An 18,853-nucleotide genomic window follows, 5' to 3' on the forward strand; every position below is an offset into this window, starting at 1 on the left:
GGTTCTAGGATTACCCATGGGAGATTACCCATACAGCGAGCATCAAATTTCGCAAGAAATTCATTTGACCATGGTCAATAATTTTATATGAGAAAATCTTAGATAAGCTAATCTTCTACTATTAACGTCTTACCCAGACATGTCTAATCACCTTCCTAATTCGATCGCAGCTAAATCACCACAGATCGAGGTTTTAATCGTGGACGATTCTGAAAGCGATCGCAAGACTTATTGTCGGTATCTTCAATCAGACCATAGTAAAAGCTTTAACATTTTAGAAGCGGAAACCTTGGAAGAGGGTTTACACCTATGGCAATCGCAAAAACCCGACGTGATATTGGTCGATTTTCAGTTGCCTGACGGAGACGGGTTGAAGTTTCTAGAGTTCATCGGAAAAGACAATACAGAACTGCAAATACCCGCAATTGTGCTAACGGGGAATGGTGACGAGCGACTGGCTGTGAAGGCAATGAAAGCAGGGGCAATGGACTATTTGGTAAAAGGTCACCTTACTCCCGATTCACTAGCTCTGAGCATTGATGGCATACTCGCTCGAGTAGCACACCTCCGCAGCTTGCTACATTTACAGGAACAGGAGACTCTAATTACAAAAATTGCCCTCAATATTCGGCAATCCCTCAACTTAGAAGATGTTTATCGGGCGATCGTACAGGAAGTGCGCGTGTTTCTGAATGCAGATCGCACGGCAGTCTACAAATTTAATGCCGATATGAGCGGGAATATTGTTTCAGAAGCGATTCTCTCACCTTGGCGACCATGCCTAAATGCGCATATTGTCGATACTTGTTTTCAAGAAAATTTGAATGTCCGAGGATACACTCAAGGCGATATCTTTGCCATATCCGATATTTATGCGGCAAATCTGCCTGAATGTTATATCCAACTGCTAGAAAGTTTTCAGGTGCGTGCTAACCTTGTCGTGCCAATCTTATTAGATAATTCTGGGACAAATTCTCAGTTTTTATGGGGGCTGCTGGTCGTCCACCAGTGTGATGCACCGCGTCACTGGGAAGATACCGACCTAAGGTTACTCAAACAGTTATCTGTGCAACTATCGATCGCAATTCAACAGGCAGATGCATTAAAAAATAGCGATCTCAAATTTCATGCCATTTTCAATAATACTTTTCAGTTCACAGGACTACTTACTCTAGATGGAATTTTGCTTGAAGCCAATCAAACATTTTTGGACTTTGGGGGGCTGAGCCGTAACGATGTCATCGGTAGACCAATCTGGGATGCCTATTGGTGGAGGATTTCGGAAGAAGCGCAAACACAACTTAAGCAAGCAGTAGAAAAAGCTGCCCAAGGAGAATTTGTCCGCTACGAAGTGGATGTTTTAGGAGCAGGCGGAATTGTTGCAACCATTGATTTCTCGCTACGTCCTTTAAAGGATGAGACAGGTCAAGTAATTTTACTAATTCCTGAAGGACATAATATTAGCGATCGCAAACTAGCCGAAGAGAAATTACGACAGAACGAAGAACTACTCCGAATGACGATCGATAATGCCCCTGTAGGAATTACCACACTCGATCTAAAAGGGCAGTACTTAACCGTAAATCATTATATTTGCAAGATATTTGGCTATTCATCCGAAGAAATGTTGCAAATGAATTTGTTTGAACTTACGGCTCCTGACTTTATCGAAAAAACGCTAATCTTGATGAATCAACTGATCGTAGGTGAAGTTAAAAATGGCCATATTGAGAAAAAGTACAGACATAAAAGTGGCGAGCAAATCGATGCGATCGTGCATGTTGGATTGGTCAGAGATGTAAACGATCGTCCCATCCAATTTATTGCAGGGATAGAAGATATTACCGATCGCAAGCAGGCCGAAGTGGCTCTCGAAGCTGCCAGACTTGCAGATGCGGCAAATAAAGCGAAAAGTGAATTTCTTGCGGTCATGAGTCATGAGCTACGAACTCCGATGAATGCAGTGATAGGTATGACTGGACTCTTGCTTGATACGCCTCTGTCTGCACAACAAACAGAATTTGTCTCGACGATTCGTCAAGGGGGCGATATGTTGCTATCTGTAATCAACAAAGTCCTCGATTTCTCCCAAATTGAGTCAGGCAAGATCGAATTAGAAGAACATCCATTTAATTTATGTCAATGTATTGATGAAGTTCTCGATCTGATGTCATCTCGCCTCGCTGAAAAATCGCTAGAACTATCTGCTCTCATTAATCTAGATGTTCCTCAATGTATTCTTGGTGACTCTACCCGTCTACGCCAGATTTTAGTGAATTTGGTAAGTAACGCGATTAAATTTACGCAGCAAGGAGAAGTTGTAATTACTGTCAGAGCGACAGCGATCGCACCAGCATCAAACAGCTTGGAGTTACACTTTAGCGTGCGCGATACAGGTATCGGTATTGCCCCCGAAGCGATCGGCAAACTTTTTAAAGCCTTTAGTCAGGCAGATAGTTCCATTACCCGCCAATATGGTGGCACAGGACTAGGACTGGCGATTTGCCAGCAGCTTTGCGAACTGATGGGTGGTGAAATTCACGTTAAAAGTGAGGCGGGGAATGGTTCCACCTTTAGTTTCTTTATTCGGGCGGAGGCGATCGCGACGGAACCTGAAGCGATCGCACCAGAGTTAAAGGACAAACGGCTCCTGATTGTCAATGCAAATTCCACCATTCGTCAAATTTTGTCTCTATATAGCCAGTCATGGGGAATGATCGTGCAAACCGCTTCCTCTGATCTAGAAGCACTGCAATGTATGGAGTTTTCATATTTTGATACGGTCATCCTCGATCGACACATGTTGGTAAACAACGAATTTAAATTAGCAAAAAGCATTCAGGGGCTCTCTCCCACTTTACCTCTGATTTTACTGACTTCTCGGGTAGATTCCGAAGAACCGAGTTCTCTTAACTTATCTGCCTATTTGACAAAACCGATCTCCAAATCTAAGCTATATCAAATATTTTTACAGATTTTTTCTGTTAAAACTTTAGAATCGCCAAATCCGCTCGACACCTCAAAATTAGATACAAGCTTTGCCAAGCAATTTCCCCTGCAAATCTTGATTGCTGAAGATAATCCCGTCAATCAAAGAATTTTGGCGCTTATGTTAGAGCGACTAGGCTACAAAGGCGATGCTGTCGGCAATGGTATGGAAGCAGTTGCCGCTTTAGATCGGCAGTCTTACGATCTTGTATTTATGGATATCCAAATGCCTGTAATGGATGGATTGACAGCTAGTCAAGGTATTCGTCAATTATCTCATCGCAATCCTTGGATTATCGGTCTCTCAGCCAATGCTTTTAGAGAATCTCGCGAAGCTGCCCTATCAGCAGGTATGAACGACTATCTTACGAAGCCATTGCAAATCAAAGAGTTGGTTGCAGCATTACAACGTGTTCCCCACAGTCCCATTCAAGATTTGGAAGCGATCGAGATTACCGAGACAAAGGAGCTACTTGAAATGGCAGTCTCTTCTATACCTTCGGTTATCGATCTTGATGCACTGGATAAATTGGAAAGTTTTATCGGTGCAAAATCTCTGACTGAAATCATTCATTCCTATTTAACAGAATCGGCGCGATCGCACGCAAAGATGAAAGAAGCTTTACGCAACAAGGATCTAACAACATTGAACTTTGAAAACCACTCGTTTAAAGGGGGCAGCGCACTTTTTGGAGCCAAGCAACTAGTTGATCTGTGCAAGCAGATACAGTCTCTCAGCAAGTCAAATTCAAGTTTAGAATCCCTGTTTACTGTTTTAGGAGATCTTGAAGTGGAATATATCCAAGTCGTGACAGCGCTCAAAGCAAAACTCGAAATCCTGAAAAATGCATGAAAGATTCCTCGTAAGCTCCCAAAGCTTAGAACCCTAGGGAAATCAAACGCTGCGACTCCATGACATTGATTTGTGTTGATTTGTTTGTTCCAAGATTTCTAGAACAAACTTCATCCGATCTGAAGTGACGAAATCTATAGGATCTTACGGCGTTGGTTTAGGAATGGGTGGTGCGCCCTCAGTCAATTGCTTTTGAGCATCCTTGCTTTCATAGACACAGTCCACTCGGGGCTTGCCTGTCAAGTCACCTGTAAACCCAAACGTATTCATACGATTGCGGCATTGCTGAATGTCATTATTGCTAATGGCATTTTGTTGTAGCAATAGGTTCCAGTTTTGGGGTAAAACTACGCAACCAGGCACCGAATCTGCCTGACTGACAAACACATTAAAGGGGTTAAGGGTGACATAGACGCGGGTGGTCATCACCATTGCCGAAGAGCCGTAGTTATTACAAAAATCACGACTAGGGGCAAGATTATCGAGCCGAATTGCATCGACAGTACGTGCCGTCGGGTTGAGTGTCGAAAGGGCAGCGCCCACACCCAAGCCGACCGCAAAGATTGCCCCAGCGATCGCTAGTTTAATGCCAGTACTCGTGGTACTCGATGTGTTCGTGGGAGGGTTGATGGTGGATGAATATCTACGACGAGCCATAGATTTTAGTCTAAATACCTTTCTACGTTAACCGATCTGTAAAGTAAATTTAAAATCTACTTTAACCCCTTCTGTAAATCCTTGCCATTCAAACAATGGGCGGAATACCCGCCAAATCGAGAATTTGAGGAATTAAATGCTCGGCTTTGACTGCCATCAGGTGAACCCCTTGGCAAATCTGTTGTGCCGCTTTGACCTGTTCTGCCGCGATCGCGATGCCCTCCTGTAAAGGCACCTTGGCTTTGGCAAGCCGCTCGATAATTATGTCTGGAATATGGACACCAGGCACGTATTTATTAATAAATTGGGCATTTTTTGCTGATTTTAGTAAGAAAATACCCGCTAGAACGGGTTTATCTGACAAATCGCCAATTTGAGCCATAAATTTCGAGAGTAGATCGAAATCTGTAATCAACTGACTTTGAAAAAACTGTGCGCCTGCGGCGATTTTGCGTTCAAACCGTCGCCGAAGCCCCGACCAACTAGGTGACTGAGGATCGACCGCAGCCCCAACAAATAAGTCTGTGCCACCTCCAGAAAGCGTTTTGCCATTATGATCGACGCCATGATTGAGTTTATCGATCAGTTGTAGTAACCGTACCGCTTCTAGATCGAATACGGATCTAGCTTTGGGATGATCGCCTGCCTTTACAGGGTCGCCAGTCAGAGCCAAAATATTCGTAAGACCGAGTGCGGCAGCTCCCAATAAGTCCCCCTGAAGCGCAATGCGGTTGCGATCGCGGCAAGCCAGTTGACAGATAGTTTCAATGCCGACTTGTTGTTGCAAAATCACAGAGGCAGCAAGGGGACTCATGCCCATCACGGCTCGACTAGAATCTGTAATGTTAACAGCGTGAACCCGACCTTTTAATAATTGGGCTTGGGCGATCGTATGCTGAGGGTCAGCACCACTGGGCGGCGAGACCTCGGCGGTGATCAAAAAGTCCTTACGGGCAACGCGATCGCGAAAATTAGAAAATTTTGGTTGGCTAGACATTCAAGGCTTAACGTAACGCCAAATTCGCGTTGAGAGCAATGCGATCGGCTTGGACATCAATAATTTACTTTTTCTATTATTCCTTACGCGTAGTCACGATCTGACGCAGAATCCTCCTCGATCGCATCATCTTGAATATGGAGACTAATCAAGCGTGCCGATGACTCTACCCCAAGTTGCACTTCTAAATGATTGCTTGACAGAGATTCTAAGTTGCTGAGCAGCGATCGCAGGTGGGGCGTGCTGGCTCCGCTTTCGGTATAAACCTGTTCGGCTAGACTGGTCAGGCGCTTCCAAGTGGTATAGAGCTTGGCGATCGTTTGTTCTAGCTGGGCGGCGTTGCTGACGAGATCGGCGGTAGATTTGAGACACCCGATGCGAAGCGCTTCCTCGAGGGCTAGCTCTAGATTCACGTCTTGGCTTAATGCCTGCACTTGCGTACTGGTGCTGAGATATTTACTCAGACGTTGCGCCTCGGCTGTGACTTGGCGAATATTGTCGATATCAGAGTTTTCAGCGATCGCATATTTAATGGAGTCTTGATGGGCTTCGGGCAGTTTTTCTAGCTCCCGTACCAGTGGGGCAACATAGCGGGAGGGAATGGTGTGTTCTGAAACTTTTTCGCGGACTTCGATCGGTAGCAACTCTGAAGACATCGCCGTCCATTCATCGGAAAGTTGTCGTACTTCGCGCCGCGTGATCCGATCGCCGTTCCGTGCAGCTTCGCTCACCAGTTGCTGCACTTCAGGGGATGCCTGTGCTGTCTCGACAAAGGCGCGTTTGCTAAACTGCTTGACGTCATCGGCTTCTAAAAAGCCCCCATCCACAAGCGTATCGGCACTATTGGCGAGGGTAATCCAAGCATAGGCTTGACTTTTGCTAATTTCGCGCTCTTGTAACCACTGCAAAAAGCCACTGCCCCGACTGTCGCCATTAATCTTTTCGCGATCGCGTACCGAGCGTAAAATTCTGCCCCGCCAAATATCGGTTTGTAAATCGAAGCGATCGCACACTTGCCAAGCTCGATCTAAAGACTCATGAAACTCGTGATCGGCAATTTGCTCGTCTTCTGGATCGGGTAGCTGTAGATCGAAGCTTTCTGGCTGCATGAATGGCAAGGCACTACCGTTTGTGTCAGCGATCGTGAAAATATCATTAGTAATTTTATTTTCAGTTTGGTCAAGCACTATAGTCAAAACGTACTTCTCTTAAAAGTTGGCTTGCCAATTCTAACTTGTCCAAGAGTTGCGTGAATTTTCTTAAAGACCACAAAGCAATTTGATTCAGTTTGATCTTTCAGTATTGGGGTGACGTTGATAGTTAATTATCAAGAAGTAGTATGCTTCAATTGAGTTAGAGAATATATGTTGCAGAACTTTTGAGTGGCGATCTATGACCCAAGTTAGTTTAGACATCTCTTACGAACAAACAAGAACTTTAATCCTTGAGAACCTAGAATCTTCAAGTGGTGGGCAAACAACAATCCTCTATGGCAACTTGGCACAATCAGTTGTTTCAAAAGGAATAGCTCCAGATCCTCATGCTGGGGATGGAACTCGGCACATGAATCCACAATACGAACTCCCCCAAAAGTACAAAGCTTGGATTGAAGATATTATCTGGGACTTAATAATAGAGGGTATAATCCGCCCTGGTCGAGGAATTGGCAATGCAAATGAAAATAGCCTCCCTTGGTATCATATTTCAGAGTATGGAAGATCTAAGCTTGGAAGCCAGCCACCCGAACCCTATGATCCAGATAAGTATTTGGCTAGAGTGAAAGCTATATCTAATGATCATGTAATACTTGCCTATTTAGAAGAGAGCTTAAAAGCCTTCCGAATTCATTGCCTTTTATCTTCGGTTATTACATTAGGATGTGCTTCTGAGAAGGCTATTTTACTATTGATTGATGCCTGCGAAAATTCAATATCAAATCCAACAGATAAAGCTGATTTCAAAAAAAAGACAGATACTATTTCGATCAAGAGAAAACATGATGAATTTCAAAACATTCTGAGAACAAAAATAAATCAAACTTTACCATCTGATATAAAAGAGAACCTAGACAACTATCTTACTGGTCTTTTCTCCATTATTAGAAGTCACAGAAATGATGCGGGACACCCGTCTGGAAGAGTTATAGAAAGAGAGCATCTTTACGCATTATTAGTTACATTCCCTGCGTATTTAGAAAAAATTTACAGTCTTATAGACTGGCTTAGTAATAACCATATTTAGGTGTATCTATAAAGCTTCAGTAGTTCAAAAAATAGAATTGCTACAGAATTGAATGTTAAATAAACTGTTAAAGGGCATTAATTATGACGATATCATTACAATTAGAACCAGAAATAGAAACTCGCTTAATTGCCCAGGCAGATGCTCAGGGAACATCTGTTGAGGAGCTACTAAGTAGATTGATTGAAGGCTTCTTAAAAGCCTCAGCAACATCCAATACCTTGCTACAAGACTCCCCACAAAAGAAAACAGAACAGTTCTTGCGTTGGGCAAAAAGCCATAGCGATATTCAAGCCCCTATTCTCAGCGATTATGATATTAGCCGAGAAAGCATTTATAGCAGAGAAGATGAAATGCTATGAGGTTCTTGATTGATACAAATATCCTGTTGCGGATTGCGCAAAAAACACATCCAATGAACGAAGTGGCTGTGCAATCAGTAAAAGTTTTGTTTGAACGAGGAGACGCACTCTTTATTACCTCTCAAAACTTGATCGAATTTTGGGTTGTTGCCACTCGTCCAATAGAAGTTAATGGTCTTGGTCTATCAGTAGCTAGAGCACTTGAAGAATTAGAAGAGATTAAAAACACTTTTACTCTTCTCTTGGATACAGAAAATATATTTCTAATTTGGGAAGATTTGATTGCACGTTATCAAGTTTCTGGCAAACCAGCGCATGACACAAGGCTGGTAGCGGCAATGATTGCTCATGGTTTAACTGATTTACTAACTTTTAACACTGATGATTTCAAAAGACTTTTAGAAATTAATGCGATCGCTCCAAATCACCTTTACACATAGAGTTTTTACCTAAAATGGAGATTTACCTTTGATTAGCCGACTTGGAAGGAAAGGCAAGTCGATACCGAGCGTTTAGACATTTGTGACAAAGAAGCGATCGCTAAGGAAGCAATCCAAAACAAATCGTGACGCAACTCTTGCAAATGCAACTGCTGAAGTTGGTTGCGTTCTTGCCGCAATCTCAACCCTTCACGCACAACTTCACGAACTGATCCGTATTGAATTATAATTCTGAGACTACGGAGGATAATTTATTCATGCAAGAGGCTGGAGATCGAATCGAGTCTGCAAAGGCAGGTATTATTGCAGCGATCGCAGTTAGTCTTGCGGCAGCGATCGCCAAAATCGCTAGCCATTTCTGGCTGGGGATGGGGATTTACGCCAGTGAAAACTTACTGCCATTTTTGGGAAGTCTTGCGATCGCGGCAGTCAGTGGATTTTTGTTTGGCGTTACCTACCGTTATGCCGTTAGGGATGAAACCAATCCGCATTTAAAAACTGGAACGTTGCTGGCATTTGCCCTCGTAAGAGGATTAGGGCAGGTAGAAATGCTACTAAACAGCCAAGATTTAACGCAATCTTTAACCCAAATAGTAGGGATGGCTGCCTTGGTACTGGGAGAAAGTATGTTTTGGTTTACGATCGCCCAAGCCTGTTTGGAGTTTTGCTTTTCTAAAGATCTGCTCCAACCGGTCGCGAGCGATCGGAGATAGCTCCAACCACTAAACTTGAACCCCACAGTAGCTATGGAAATTCGATTGTTTCAACCCCAAGATTGCGATCGCTTAGCCAAGTTTTTGCTTGACATCCATAAACATACGGACAGCAAAGACTCGTCAGACCTCGATCTAAATCGAACGATCTATCTTGCTGAGGAAGCAGGAGAAATCGTTGGTCTAGGCGAATTTGAACCAAACGGTCAGATCGATCGCTTTTACTGTCACAAAGATTTTCAGCGTAGTGGCGTTGGAATAAGGCTCTATCGGGCGATCGAAGCAAAAGCTTTAGAGTTAGGTATTACGCGTCTGTTTACCTCCGTGACGGGTTCGGCAAGGGCTTTTTTCAAGAGCAGAGGTTTTGCGATCGTAAAAGAATGGCAAGTCTCTTGCCATGGTCAGAAGGTTGCCCACTATGCCATGGAGAAACTTCTGGAAAAGTCAGAACAATTTGTGGTGGCGACTTTCTATCATTTTGCCGAATTGTCAAACTATCAAGAAATGCGTCCCTCGATCAAGTCCTTTTGTCATATCCATGGAATTAAGGGATCGATTCTCTTAGCCCATGAGGGAATTAACGCCACGATCGCGGGCAGTCGCGCAGGCGTTGATGCTTTACTCAGTTACTTGCGATCGGATTCTCGGCTTCAAGGTCTTGAGCATAAGGAGGCTTACTGCGAGGTTATACCGTTCCAAAAGATCGAGGTTAGATTAAAAAAAGAGCTGGTCAAAATGGGCGTTCCTACCATCGATCCGACTCGTGAAGTTGGTGTTTATGTGGAACCTAAGGATTGGAATGCTCTGATTTCAGACCCTACCGTACTCGTTATTGATACGCGCAACATTTACGAAGTCGAATTTGGTACATTTCATGGTGCGATCGATCCAAATTTAGATACTTTTGGTGAGTTCCCTCAGTATGTAGACAAAAATCTCAATCCCAATCAACATCAGAAAGTCGCTATGTTCTGTACGGGCGGAATTCGTTGCGAAAAAGCAAGCGCCTATATGTTAGCGCGGGGATTTTCAGAGGTATATCACCTCAAAGGGGGTATCCTCAAATATTTAGAGGAAGTTCCCACAGCAGAGAGTCTTTGGCAAGGAGAATGCTTTGTCTTTGACGATCGGATTGTTTTTTAGCTGTTGGCTGTTTTTGAAAGTTTGATAGTCTTTAGGATTTAGAACAGTAAGCTGCTAGCTCCTAAATACATATTACCCCAAACCTGAATTATCCCAAACCTGAAGTTAGTCTTGTCCAGTAGGTTTCATAAATGCGCGACACCTCAGGGTCAAGTTTGGAAATTCTTCCACTGCGGTTAATATAGATTTTCGTTGGTTCCCAAACTGCGATCGCTTTTAAGTCCTCGTCTACCAGAGATTTTGCCAGTTTATTGGTTGTGCCAAAACTGTTAGCGTTACTAATTTTGGCAGCAATTTCAGGACGCATGATGTAGTTCATCCAAGCATGGGCTGCTTCTAAATTCGGCGCACCCTTGGGAATTGCAATCATATCCATAAAAATAGACGTGCCGCTGGCAGGCAAAATATATTTAATTTCAGGAACCGAGGCATCTTTCTCGCGATCTTGTTTGTTTTGACGCATTAAACTAATGCCATCACCCGAAAATGCCATTGCCAGGGTTAAATCTCCTGCTGTCAAGGGGTCGCGCCATGCATCCGTATTAAAATTAGCAGTGGCTGGCATTAGTTCTCGTAATTTCTCAAATGCCAAGCGAATTGCTGATTCTTCTTTGGCATTGTAAGAAAAATTGAGGGAATGGAGCGCCATCCCCATCACTTCACGCACATCATTGAGCAATGTGATCCGAAGTTTGTTGCGCTGCTCCCATAAAAAGCTCCAATCTGTAGGTTCGGCACCGACGATTTCTCTCATCGCCTTAACATTGTAGGCAATCCCAGTCGTACCTAAACTTACGGGAATTCCATATTTATTGCCCGGATCGTATAGTGTAGCTGACACGAAATATTCTTCACCAATATTTTGCAGGTTAGATAGCAGTTTCTTGTTTAAGGGCAACAGCAAATCCAGCTCGTGCATCTGGGCAACCATATAGTCGCTGGGATAAATAATGCTATACCCTGACTTGCCGCCTGCTGCCTGTAACTTTGCCAACATCACCTCGTTAGAATCGTAGCTGTCACCGACAACCTTAATTCCCGTCTCCTTGGTAAAACCCTCCATCACCTCGGTATTGCTGACATAGGTGGCCCAACCGTAGATATAAAGAGTGTTTTTATCACCAGTCACCGTCGGGGCCACGGTTGGCTCTGCTGTTTCTGTTGTGGAAGGTGGTTGGGGCGTGTCAAAGATGCCACAACTCGATAATGTTGTACCCGCCATCAGTGCTGAAGCGGCATAGGCAGAGTTTCGGATAAATTTTCGGCGGGATACTCTCATCTGGATACTCTTATCTGGATACTCTTATCTGGATACTCTCGATCGCGGCATGCCAAGCTCAGATCGCTTGCATAAAAGAATTTAGAGAAGATCTAGACTGGGCTGAGGCATGGGTTTTGCTAAGGCCAAACAGTCCTCAGGAGTCCAAGATATATAAACTTGACTATCAAAGGGTGGAACTTTATCCCCAAGTGTGTTTTGGCGCACTAAGGTTACGCGTACTGGTGGTACATTCTCGCTGGCTAACAAATCCACAATATATTGAGAATGATCGCCGAGATAGAAAACATTGTTTAAAACACCACGATAGGTATTGTAGGGCTGATTGGGATGCTCGGTAGACAGTTTGATCTTTTCTGGACGCACGCTCACCCATGCCTCTTTGCTGAGCTGCCAATCACTTGGTTTCTCGACCACGATCGCCAGTCCCGAGTTAGAACGCAATTCTAAAAAAGCTCCATCCTGTTCTACCAGCTTGCACTCAAACAGATTGGTTTCGCCCACAAATCCTGCGACAAAGGGGGTTGTGGGGTAATTATAAACTTGACTGGGTGTGCCCACCTGTTCTAGCTGGCCTTGGTTCATCACCGCAATGCGACTAGAAATGCTGAGCGCTTCCTCTTGGTCGTGGGTAACCATGACAAACGTGATGCCCAGATCGTATTGCAAGTTGGAAAGCTCTACCTGCATTTCTTTGCGCAATTTTAAGTCCAATGCGCCTAAGGGCTCATCCAGCAGCACCACCTTGGGACGATTGACCAAAGCTCTGGCTAAAGCCACCCGCTGCTGCTGTCCACCCGATAGCTGGCGGGGAAAGCGATCGCCCATGACTTCTAGCCTGACTTTGCGGAGGGCATCTTTGACGCGATCGTTAATTTCGGCTTTAGGTAAGCCCCGTACCTTTAAACCAAATGCCACATTATCAAAAATGCTCATATGCCCAAACAGTGCATAGCTTTGAAACACCGTATTTACGGGACGACGGTAAGCAGGCACATAGGTCATCGTCTGCCCCTGAATTAACACCTCTCCTGCGGAGGGCTCTTCAAACCCAGCGATTAAGCGCAGTAATGTGGTTTTGCCGCAACCTGATGGGCCAAGAATGCTAAACAGTTCTCCTTTTTGGATCTGTAAATCTACCCCTTGAACAACTGCGCCAGAGCCAAAAATTTTAAATACCTTTTTTAGTTCTACGTCAGGTACTGTGTCGGTTGTTATGCCAGTCTCTTTGACAGTTGTAGATTGAGCCATAATCTAAAGGGTAGTCCAAAAATTAGAGAATCTAAGCAGTTCTTGAGGCAATTTTGGGGGCAATTTAGCTTTCTTGTTAAACAATCAATGAATCTTAACAGATAGAAATGCGTTTATAGACTACTAAAATATAGCGCTTACTGTAGTAAATACAGATCGTCTATATCTGAATATTAGGATAAATCTATCGACGCAGCCACAATTCACAAAAATGTCATGTATGGGTGTGCGATCGCATCCCTATAGCATGGGATCCCGCACCCGCTAAGCGTAACAGAACCTTGGTTGAATTACAAAACTGTAATTTAAATCGAGGTGATTTTGTTATTTTAGATGGGCATAATCAGACTGATCGGCTCGATCGCAGCCCCAAAATTTCTGCAAGCCCAAAATACTCATATCGCAAGGATTATGGAAATTCGCACAATGTCCTCCAATCAATACCTAAATCCTGAATCAGTTTGGCAAAGGCTGAGAAATAATCAGATTTGTTCCTGTGAGGAGGCACTGCGTCAACTCGTCGATCCAAAGGGGCTGGTCAAGCTTGAACTGTTAGACCAAGAGCTAAATCATCGTTTTTTTCGAGAATTTGAAGATCTCTCTGCGCTTCCCCCCGTGATCCCATTGTTGCTCTGGCGCAGTTGTTTTTATATTGGTAGTCCCTATGTGCTCTCACCTGAGGAGCTAAGGGCGATCGGCGATCGCACCCTGACAGAAGTTCGCTCAATTCTGATCGCTCCTGAAAGCTATCGGGTTTGGTTTCGCAGACAGAATATTCCCAGTCAAAATAGTATTAATTCTGCGCCTTTAATCAATCCCCTCACGGGCGAAACCGAGCTTGCCGATATTAGCGAAGTTACCGATCTATACCTATCGCAAGCCGTCGATCAAACTCGCAGGATCAATGCCCTAATCTCAGTTGCCTTGCAGCATCGTGCCAGTGATATTCACCTAGAACCGACTGCCCTAGGACTACGGGTGCGCTATCGCATTGACGGTATTCTGCGCGACATTAAAACCTTGCATTTAGACATCAGCCGCAAAATCATTGTGGCGCTCAAAGTCATGTGCAATATGGACATTGCCGAAAGTCGTCGTCCTCAAGATGGACGTATTGGCAAAAACTATACCAACACCGAGGAATTAGACTTAGACCTCGATATGCGGGTGAGCACGCTGCCCTGCGTCCATGGCGAAAAAATTGTAATTCGGTTACTGCCCCGTGAAAATCCGTTTTCTGATCGCATCGAAAGTCTAGGCTTTACCAAACGGGCGTTAAGTATCTATGAGAGTTGGATCTGGCAACCGCAAGGCTTGATTATCATGACTGGCCCAACGGGGTCTGGCAAAACCAGTACGCTCTATACCAGCTTGCAGATACTGGCAACGGAACATGTCAATGTTGTCACCGTAGAAGACCCCGTAGAGTATGTGCTGCCCAATATTACGCAGACCCAAGTCCACGAACCCGCAGGCATGACCTTTGCCGCAGGGTTACGCGCAATTTTACGCCAAGATCCCGATATCGTCATGGTGGGCGAAGTACGCGATCCAGAAACCGCTGAGACGGCAGTACGAGCGGCTCTGACAGGGCACTTGGTCTTATCGACCATGCACACCAATGATGCTGCCAGTGCAATTCCGAGGTTAAAAGACTTAGGCCCAGACCCCGGCTTGATTAGCGATGCGCTTTTAGGTGTGGTGGCACAGCGTCTCGTCCGCAAGATTTGTCCCCATTGTGCCAAACCCCATACTCCGACATTGGCTGAGTTAAAATCCCTACACATCGATCCTGACACCGTCGATCTGACCCACTGGCGCAAGGGAGTGGGCTGCAATCGCTGTTTTAATACAGGTTTTTTAGGACGAGAAGCTGTGGTGGAACTGCTGGATGCCGATGACACCGTACGCCAATTGATTTACGAAGGTACGATTACGCAAATGAATCGTTACCTAAATGAGATTGAATTCCATTCGTTCCGACTTGCCGCGATCGAAAAGCTCACCATTGGAATCACAACTACCGATGAAATATTGCGCGTCCTTCCCCGCAGCGCTTTGTATCGCAAGTCAACCCACCCATCAAGACATCACATGAAAGCGATTAACGCCAGTAGTCCTTAAAGCCCTCCCATTTTAGAATCTACTCTCATGATTCAAAAAACTTCTCCCGAACTGACATTGATTAGGATTGGGAACTAGAAGAGGACAGTTCGATTTCGCTGACTAGGCGGCGGCGCACCTCAATGATTTGACTGATTTCTCGCGCAAAACTGGGTTGGCGATCGATCATCTGATTCACTGCGATCGCTGAGATCATCATCACTTCTAAATCGTTGACAGCAGTAACGGCGATCGCACTGGGTTCTCCAGAAAAGAGGGTCATCTCTCCAAAGAACTCTCCTGTTTTGACTGTAAGAATTTCATGTTCTATACCCATCGAATCTGTAACGGTCATGACTGCTTGTCCTGAAACCACGATAAATAGAGCATTGCTCGCCATGCCCTGTTTGATCGCCTTTTCACCCGCACCAAAATGTTGCAAATCTATGCCTTCCGATGCCGTACTACCTAGGCTCTCAGGGTCTTCCAATGGCACAAATGCGGGTAGCGATTGCAAGCTCTCGGTAAACTTTTTAGAAGTTCCCTCCGCTTTTGAGGTAGGGCCATGAAAATGATAGAGCGTCCGAATTGGGAAGGGAATGGTTAAATTATTACGCTGCGCTGCATACCAGAGCCGACTCATAAAGCGATCGCGAATTTCTTCTAGTTCGCTATAGTCCGCAATAAAAAACTTGACCTCATAGGTAATCGCCGAATCATCATAGGAGTGTGTAAAAATCTTGGGTTCTGGGTTGGGCAGAATTCCCTGGGTTTCTAGGGCGGTGGTTCGCAAAACCCGCTTGGCTAAGTTGGGCGGATCGGTATAGGCGAAGCCAATGCGAATCCGCTCGGCATGGAGGGCAAGGGGACGGCTGTAGTTGTGAATAATTTCGCTACCGATCAGTTTATGGGGAATGATCACCATCTCGCGTTCAAAGGTTTGGAGCCGAACCGATCGCCAGTTAATATCAATCACCTGACCCACCATATTCCCAATCTTCAGCCAGTCTCCCACGGAGAAAGGATGCTCGAACAGGAGGGCAATCCCCGACATCACACTGCCTAGGGTGTCTTGAAGCGCCAAACCGATCACAATCGAACTAACGCCCAGTGCCGTAACCAGTCCAGCCAAGTCTGCATTCCAAACTGTTGCCAGCACGATCGCCGTTCCCAAGAGCACCAAAAACAACCGAAATAAATCGATCAGGAGCTTGGGAACCCTTGCCCGCCAAGTATCTGCCTTTGCCTGCTCGAATAAAATCGCGTTCAACAAAGAAAGGGAAGCATGGAGTACGCAAACCCAAAATAGAGTTTGGATGCTCTTTAGCAACTCGTCGCTGGCTGGGCGCTGGAGCACGAACTGGGCAAATAGCATGAATGCTAACACGGGCAAAACCAAGTTGCGAACCACCTTTAGGGTGGAGGCAAGTGGCTTCCGACGATTTTGTAAGCGATAAATCAGTTCGCCAAGTGTGATTGTAGATACGGCTAAACCGACGATCAGTGCGATCGCCCAGATAATCAAATGATTAGAACTAGACTGAACCATCGATCTCAACCTCAGTTTGGATAAATTGTTGCGTACTCTTGAGTCGCCATGCGGGGAGCAACTCTTTACCATTCTCGACCTTGGCAGCGAGGGGCTCAAATTCGTAAATATCGACTAAGCGGCTATAGGTTTCACTGGAAACCAACACAGAGCCGGGGGGACAGGCTGATTTTAAGGCACTAGCAAGGTTAATCGTATCGCCCCAAACATCGTAAATAAATTTATTGCGACCGACGATCCCTGCCACAATATCACCAGAGTTGATGCCAATGCTGATATTTAATTGGAAGCCCCGTTCTTGGCTAAAACGCCGCACGATCGCTTGCATCTCTAGGGCAAAATCTAAAGCCCGTTTATCGTGATCGAGGTAGGGAACCGAAAGCCCGCAAACTGCCATGTAGCTATCGCCAATGGTTTTAATCTTTTCCATACCATAGCGTTCTGCACCTTCATCAAAAGAGGTAACGAGGTCGTTGAGAATGCTGACAATTTCGTAAGCTGTGAGAGAATCTGAAAGCTTAGAGAAGCCAGTCAGATCGGAAAATAGAACGGCAACATTGGAAACGCTTTCAGCAATGTTCTTTTCGCCTTTTTTGAGACGTTTGGCGATCGCGGCGGGGAAAATACTCAGCAGGAGTTGTTCGTTCTCGCGATTTTTCTCTTCGACGAGGTTGGTTTGGTCGCGGAGACTGAGCACCATGGCATTAAAGGATTGCGCCAATTCGCCAAACTCATCTTTGGTTTCGAGCAGGGCGATCGCATCTAGCTGTCCTGCGGCGACCTTACGCGAACTGTCAATCAATTGATTAATAGGTTTGACAAAGAAATGCGAGAGCGTCATCGCTAATAAAATCACCAACAACATCAATAGGGTTGCCGAAATCAATAACTGGCGCTCAAAGTCGTAGATCGGGGCGTAGGCTTCCGACAAATCCATTTCTGCCAAAATCACCCAGTCAAGACCTTCAATCTGTAAGGGAGCATAGGAACTCAATACGGAAATATCGCGATAATCCTGAATGATCTTGATCCCCTGCTTACCTGTTAAGGCTTCTTCAGCGGCAGTTGTTTTCACCTTCTGTTCGAGGATGGAGGTTTTATATTGGCGAATGCGATTGATTGTCTCTTTATTCACTCCCAGCGAAGAGAGGGTTTGCAGGTACTCTTCAGGCGTTTCCACGAGGAAACGCGAAACCGATCGCATAAAGTAATCTTTACCCACCAAATAGGTTTCGCCAGTTTTGCCCAGTCCATCCCTCTCCCATTTGAGATTGCCCGTCATGACGTTGTTGATCTCATCCACAGGCACTTGAATGGCGAGAACGCCGATAAATTTATTGCGATCGAAAATAGGCGCTGCGATAAAGGCGGCAGGAGCGCCGTAGGATGGGCTATAGGCTTCAAAGTCAATGATTTTAGCAAAGTCTCTCTCTTTCGACTTTCGCACGGACGAAACTAGGCGAGAAAGGTTGCTTTCGTTGTAAGCTCCCGTTGTATAGTTCGTGGTAAAGTCCGTCTCTTTGTAAACCGTATAGATTACAGTTCCTTGCGGATCGATCAAGAACATGTCGTAATAGCCAAATTTCTTGATAATGTTGCGAAAAATGGGATGATAGCGGGCGTGAATGCGACTGTATTCGCTGCCATCATTCGCCATATCCATCAGATCCTTTTTACCGACGGGATTAGGATTGGCGGCAATGTAGTGATATTGCAGGTAATTGGCGGCGGCGGTTTCAGGGAGAAAAGAGTTGAGTACGGGCGAGCCCTGCTGGGTTTTGGCTAATCTAGGTAAAAATTCGTTTTGGTAATAGTCTCTGAGTTTTTGCTGCGCCTCAGGTGCCATCTGAACGGTATCGAGCTGACGGTAAGCATTGGTTAATTCTGTAATCGCCGACACAACCGATGGATCGTCACTCAGAGTCTGAATATGATTGCACGTGGTTTTGAAATAAGACTCAATTTGATAGGCTTTGGAGGCGCGTAAACTCGTGAGCTGGTTAAATACGCGATCGGTCAGGTTAGACTGTCCGCTGCGATAGCCCAGATAGGCAGTCACTAAAATAGAACTGCTGCTAACCGCCAGCAGCATGACGATCAGTTTTGACTGAATACTAAGCCATTTAAGCCATTGCATAGAAAAAATTCACTTAGGATTGTGCGACGTAACAGGGGCGATCGCAGGTATTCTAAAGTACAAATTTTGATGAAATTGTTTGTAGAGGAACATTTAAGCGATCGCTTTTGAGCTTTGCTTGCGAGTAGCTCTCCTTACAT

General features: G+C 45.1%; 15 protein-coding genes. 7 read left to right on the plus strand and 8 right to left on the minus strand.

Features of this window, described 5'->3' with window-relative positions:
- Positions 1-139 precede the first annotated feature (139 nt).
- Positions 140-3,841, plus strand: a complete 3,702-nt coding sequence (locus V2H45_RS03115; protein WP_330482154.1) for a response regulator — start codon at positions 140-142, stop codon at positions 3,839-3,841.
- 144 nt (positions 3,842-3,985) lie between these two features.
- Here the strand turns inward: V2H45_RS03115 and V2H45_RS03120 are convergent, their stop codons facing one another.
- The 3 genes from V2H45_RS03120 to V2H45_RS03130 form a co-directional block, all read right to left on the minus strand.
- A complete protein-coding gene (locus V2H45_RS03120; RefSeq protein ID WP_330482155.1) occupies positions 3,986-4,498 on the minus strand; it encodes a DUF3172 domain-containing protein in 513 nt (170 codons plus the stop codon).
- 88 nt (positions 4,499-4,586) lie between these two features.
- The gene (locus tag V2H45_RS03125; RefSeq protein WP_330482156.1) at positions 4,587-5,495 is read right to left on the minus strand and encodes a methylenetetrahydrofolate reductase; all 909 of its coding nucleotides are present in this window, start codon (positions 5,493-5,495) and stop codon (positions 4,587-4,589) included.
- An 83-nt stretch (positions 5,496-5,578) separates the two neighbouring features.
- Complete coding sequence (locus tag V2H45_RS03130; protein WP_408648707.1) at positions 5,579-6,604, minus strand: hypothetical protein; 1,026 nt, start codon at positions 6,602-6,604, stop codon at positions 5,579-5,581.
- 283 nt (positions 6,605-6,887) lie between these two features.
- On the opposite strand from V2H45_RS03130, the gene V2H45_RS03135 reads away from it, so the two are divergent.
- The 3 genes from V2H45_RS03135 (at position 6,888) to V2H45_RS03145 (ending at position 8,538) form a co-directional block, all read left to right on the plus strand.
- Positions 6,888-7,736, plus strand: coding sequence for a hypothetical protein (locus V2H45_RS03135; RefSeq protein WP_330482157.1), 849 nt, complete (start codon positions 6,888-6,890; stop codon positions 7,734-7,736).
- A gap of 83 nt (positions 7,737-7,819) precedes the next feature.
- Positions 7,820-8,098, plus strand: a complete 279-nt coding sequence (locus V2H45_RS03140; RefSeq protein ID WP_330482158.1) for a hypothetical protein — start codon at positions 7,820-7,822, stop codon at positions 8,096-8,098.
- Positions 8,095-8,538, plus strand: coding sequence for a type II toxin-antitoxin system VapC family toxin (locus V2H45_RS03145; protein WP_408648705.1), 444 nt, complete (start codon positions 8,095-8,097; stop codon positions 8,536-8,538). Before V2H45_RS03140 ends, V2H45_RS03145 begins: the two co-directional genes overlap by 4 nt.
- Before the next feature lie 32 nt (positions 8,539-8,570).
- On the opposite strand, the gene V2H45_RS03150 is transcribed toward V2H45_RS03145, so the two are convergent.
- Complete coding sequence (locus V2H45_RS03150) at positions 8,571-8,735, minus strand: hypothetical protein (protein WP_330482160.1); 165 nt, start codon at positions 8,733-8,735, stop codon at positions 8,571-8,573.
- 60 nt (positions 8,736-8,795) lie between these two features.
- On the opposite strand from V2H45_RS03150, the gene V2H45_RS03155 reads away from it, so the two are divergent.
- Both V2H45_RS03155 and trhO read left to right on the plus strand, forming a co-directional pair.
- Entirely contained in the window at positions 8,796-9,251 is a 456-nt protein-coding gene (locus tag V2H45_RS03155; RefSeq protein ID WP_330482161.1) for a hypothetical protein, read from the plus strand.
- Between the two features lie 33 nt (positions 9,252-9,284).
- Positions 9,285-10,394 (plus strand): oxygen-dependent tRNA uridine(34) hydroxylase TrhO, encoded by a 1,110-nt coding sequence (gene trhO, locus V2H45_RS03160; protein WP_330482162.1) that lies wholly within the window; start codon positions 9,285-9,287, stop codon positions 10,392-10,394.
- An 88-nt stretch (positions 10,395-10,482) separates the two neighbouring features.
- Here the strand turns inward: trhO and V2H45_RS03165 are convergent, their stop codons facing one another.
- Together V2H45_RS03165 and V2H45_RS03170 are read right to left on the minus strand one after the other, a co-directional pair.
- Positions 10,483-11,673 (minus strand): polyamine ABC transporter substrate-binding protein, encoded by a 1,191-nt coding sequence (locus tag V2H45_RS03165; protein WP_330482163.1) that lies wholly within the window; start codon positions 11,671-11,673, stop codon positions 10,483-10,485.
- A gap of 81 nt (positions 11,674-11,754) precedes the next feature.
- Positions 11,755-12,924: an ABC transporter ATP-binding protein gene (locus V2H45_RS03170; RefSeq protein WP_330482164.1), complete on the minus strand. Its 1,170-nt coding sequence runs from the start codon at positions 12,922-12,924 to the stop codon at positions 11,755-11,757.
- Positions 12,925-13,335: 411 nt separating this feature from the next.
- On the opposite strand from V2H45_RS03170, the gene V2H45_RS03175 reads away from it, so the two are divergent.
- Positions 13,336-15,048, plus strand: a complete 1,713-nt coding sequence (locus V2H45_RS03175; RefSeq protein ID WP_330482165.1) for a GspE/PulE family protein — start codon at positions 13,336-13,338, stop codon at positions 15,046-15,048.
- A 61-nt stretch (positions 15,049-15,109) separates the two neighbouring features.
- On the opposite strand, the gene V2H45_RS03180 is transcribed toward V2H45_RS03175, so the two are convergent.
- Entirely contained in the window at positions 15,110-16,576 is a 1,467-nt protein-coding gene (locus V2H45_RS03180) for a mechanosensitive ion channel family protein (RefSeq protein WP_330482166.1), read from the minus strand.
- Positions 16,563-18,713, minus strand: coding sequence for an adenylate/guanylate cyclase domain-containing protein (locus V2H45_RS03185; protein WP_330482167.1), 2,151 nt, complete (start codon positions 18,711-18,713; stop codon positions 16,563-16,565). Before V2H45_RS03185 ends, V2H45_RS03180 begins: the two co-directional genes overlap by 14 nt.
- Between the last annotated feature and the right edge of the window lie 140 nt (positions 18,714-18,853).

Source organism: Tumidithrix elongata BACA0141 (assembly GCF_036349135.1).
Lineage (GTDB): Bacteria > Cyanobacteriota > Cyanobacteriia > Pseudanabaenales > Pseudanabaenaceae > Tumidithrix > Tumidithrix elongata.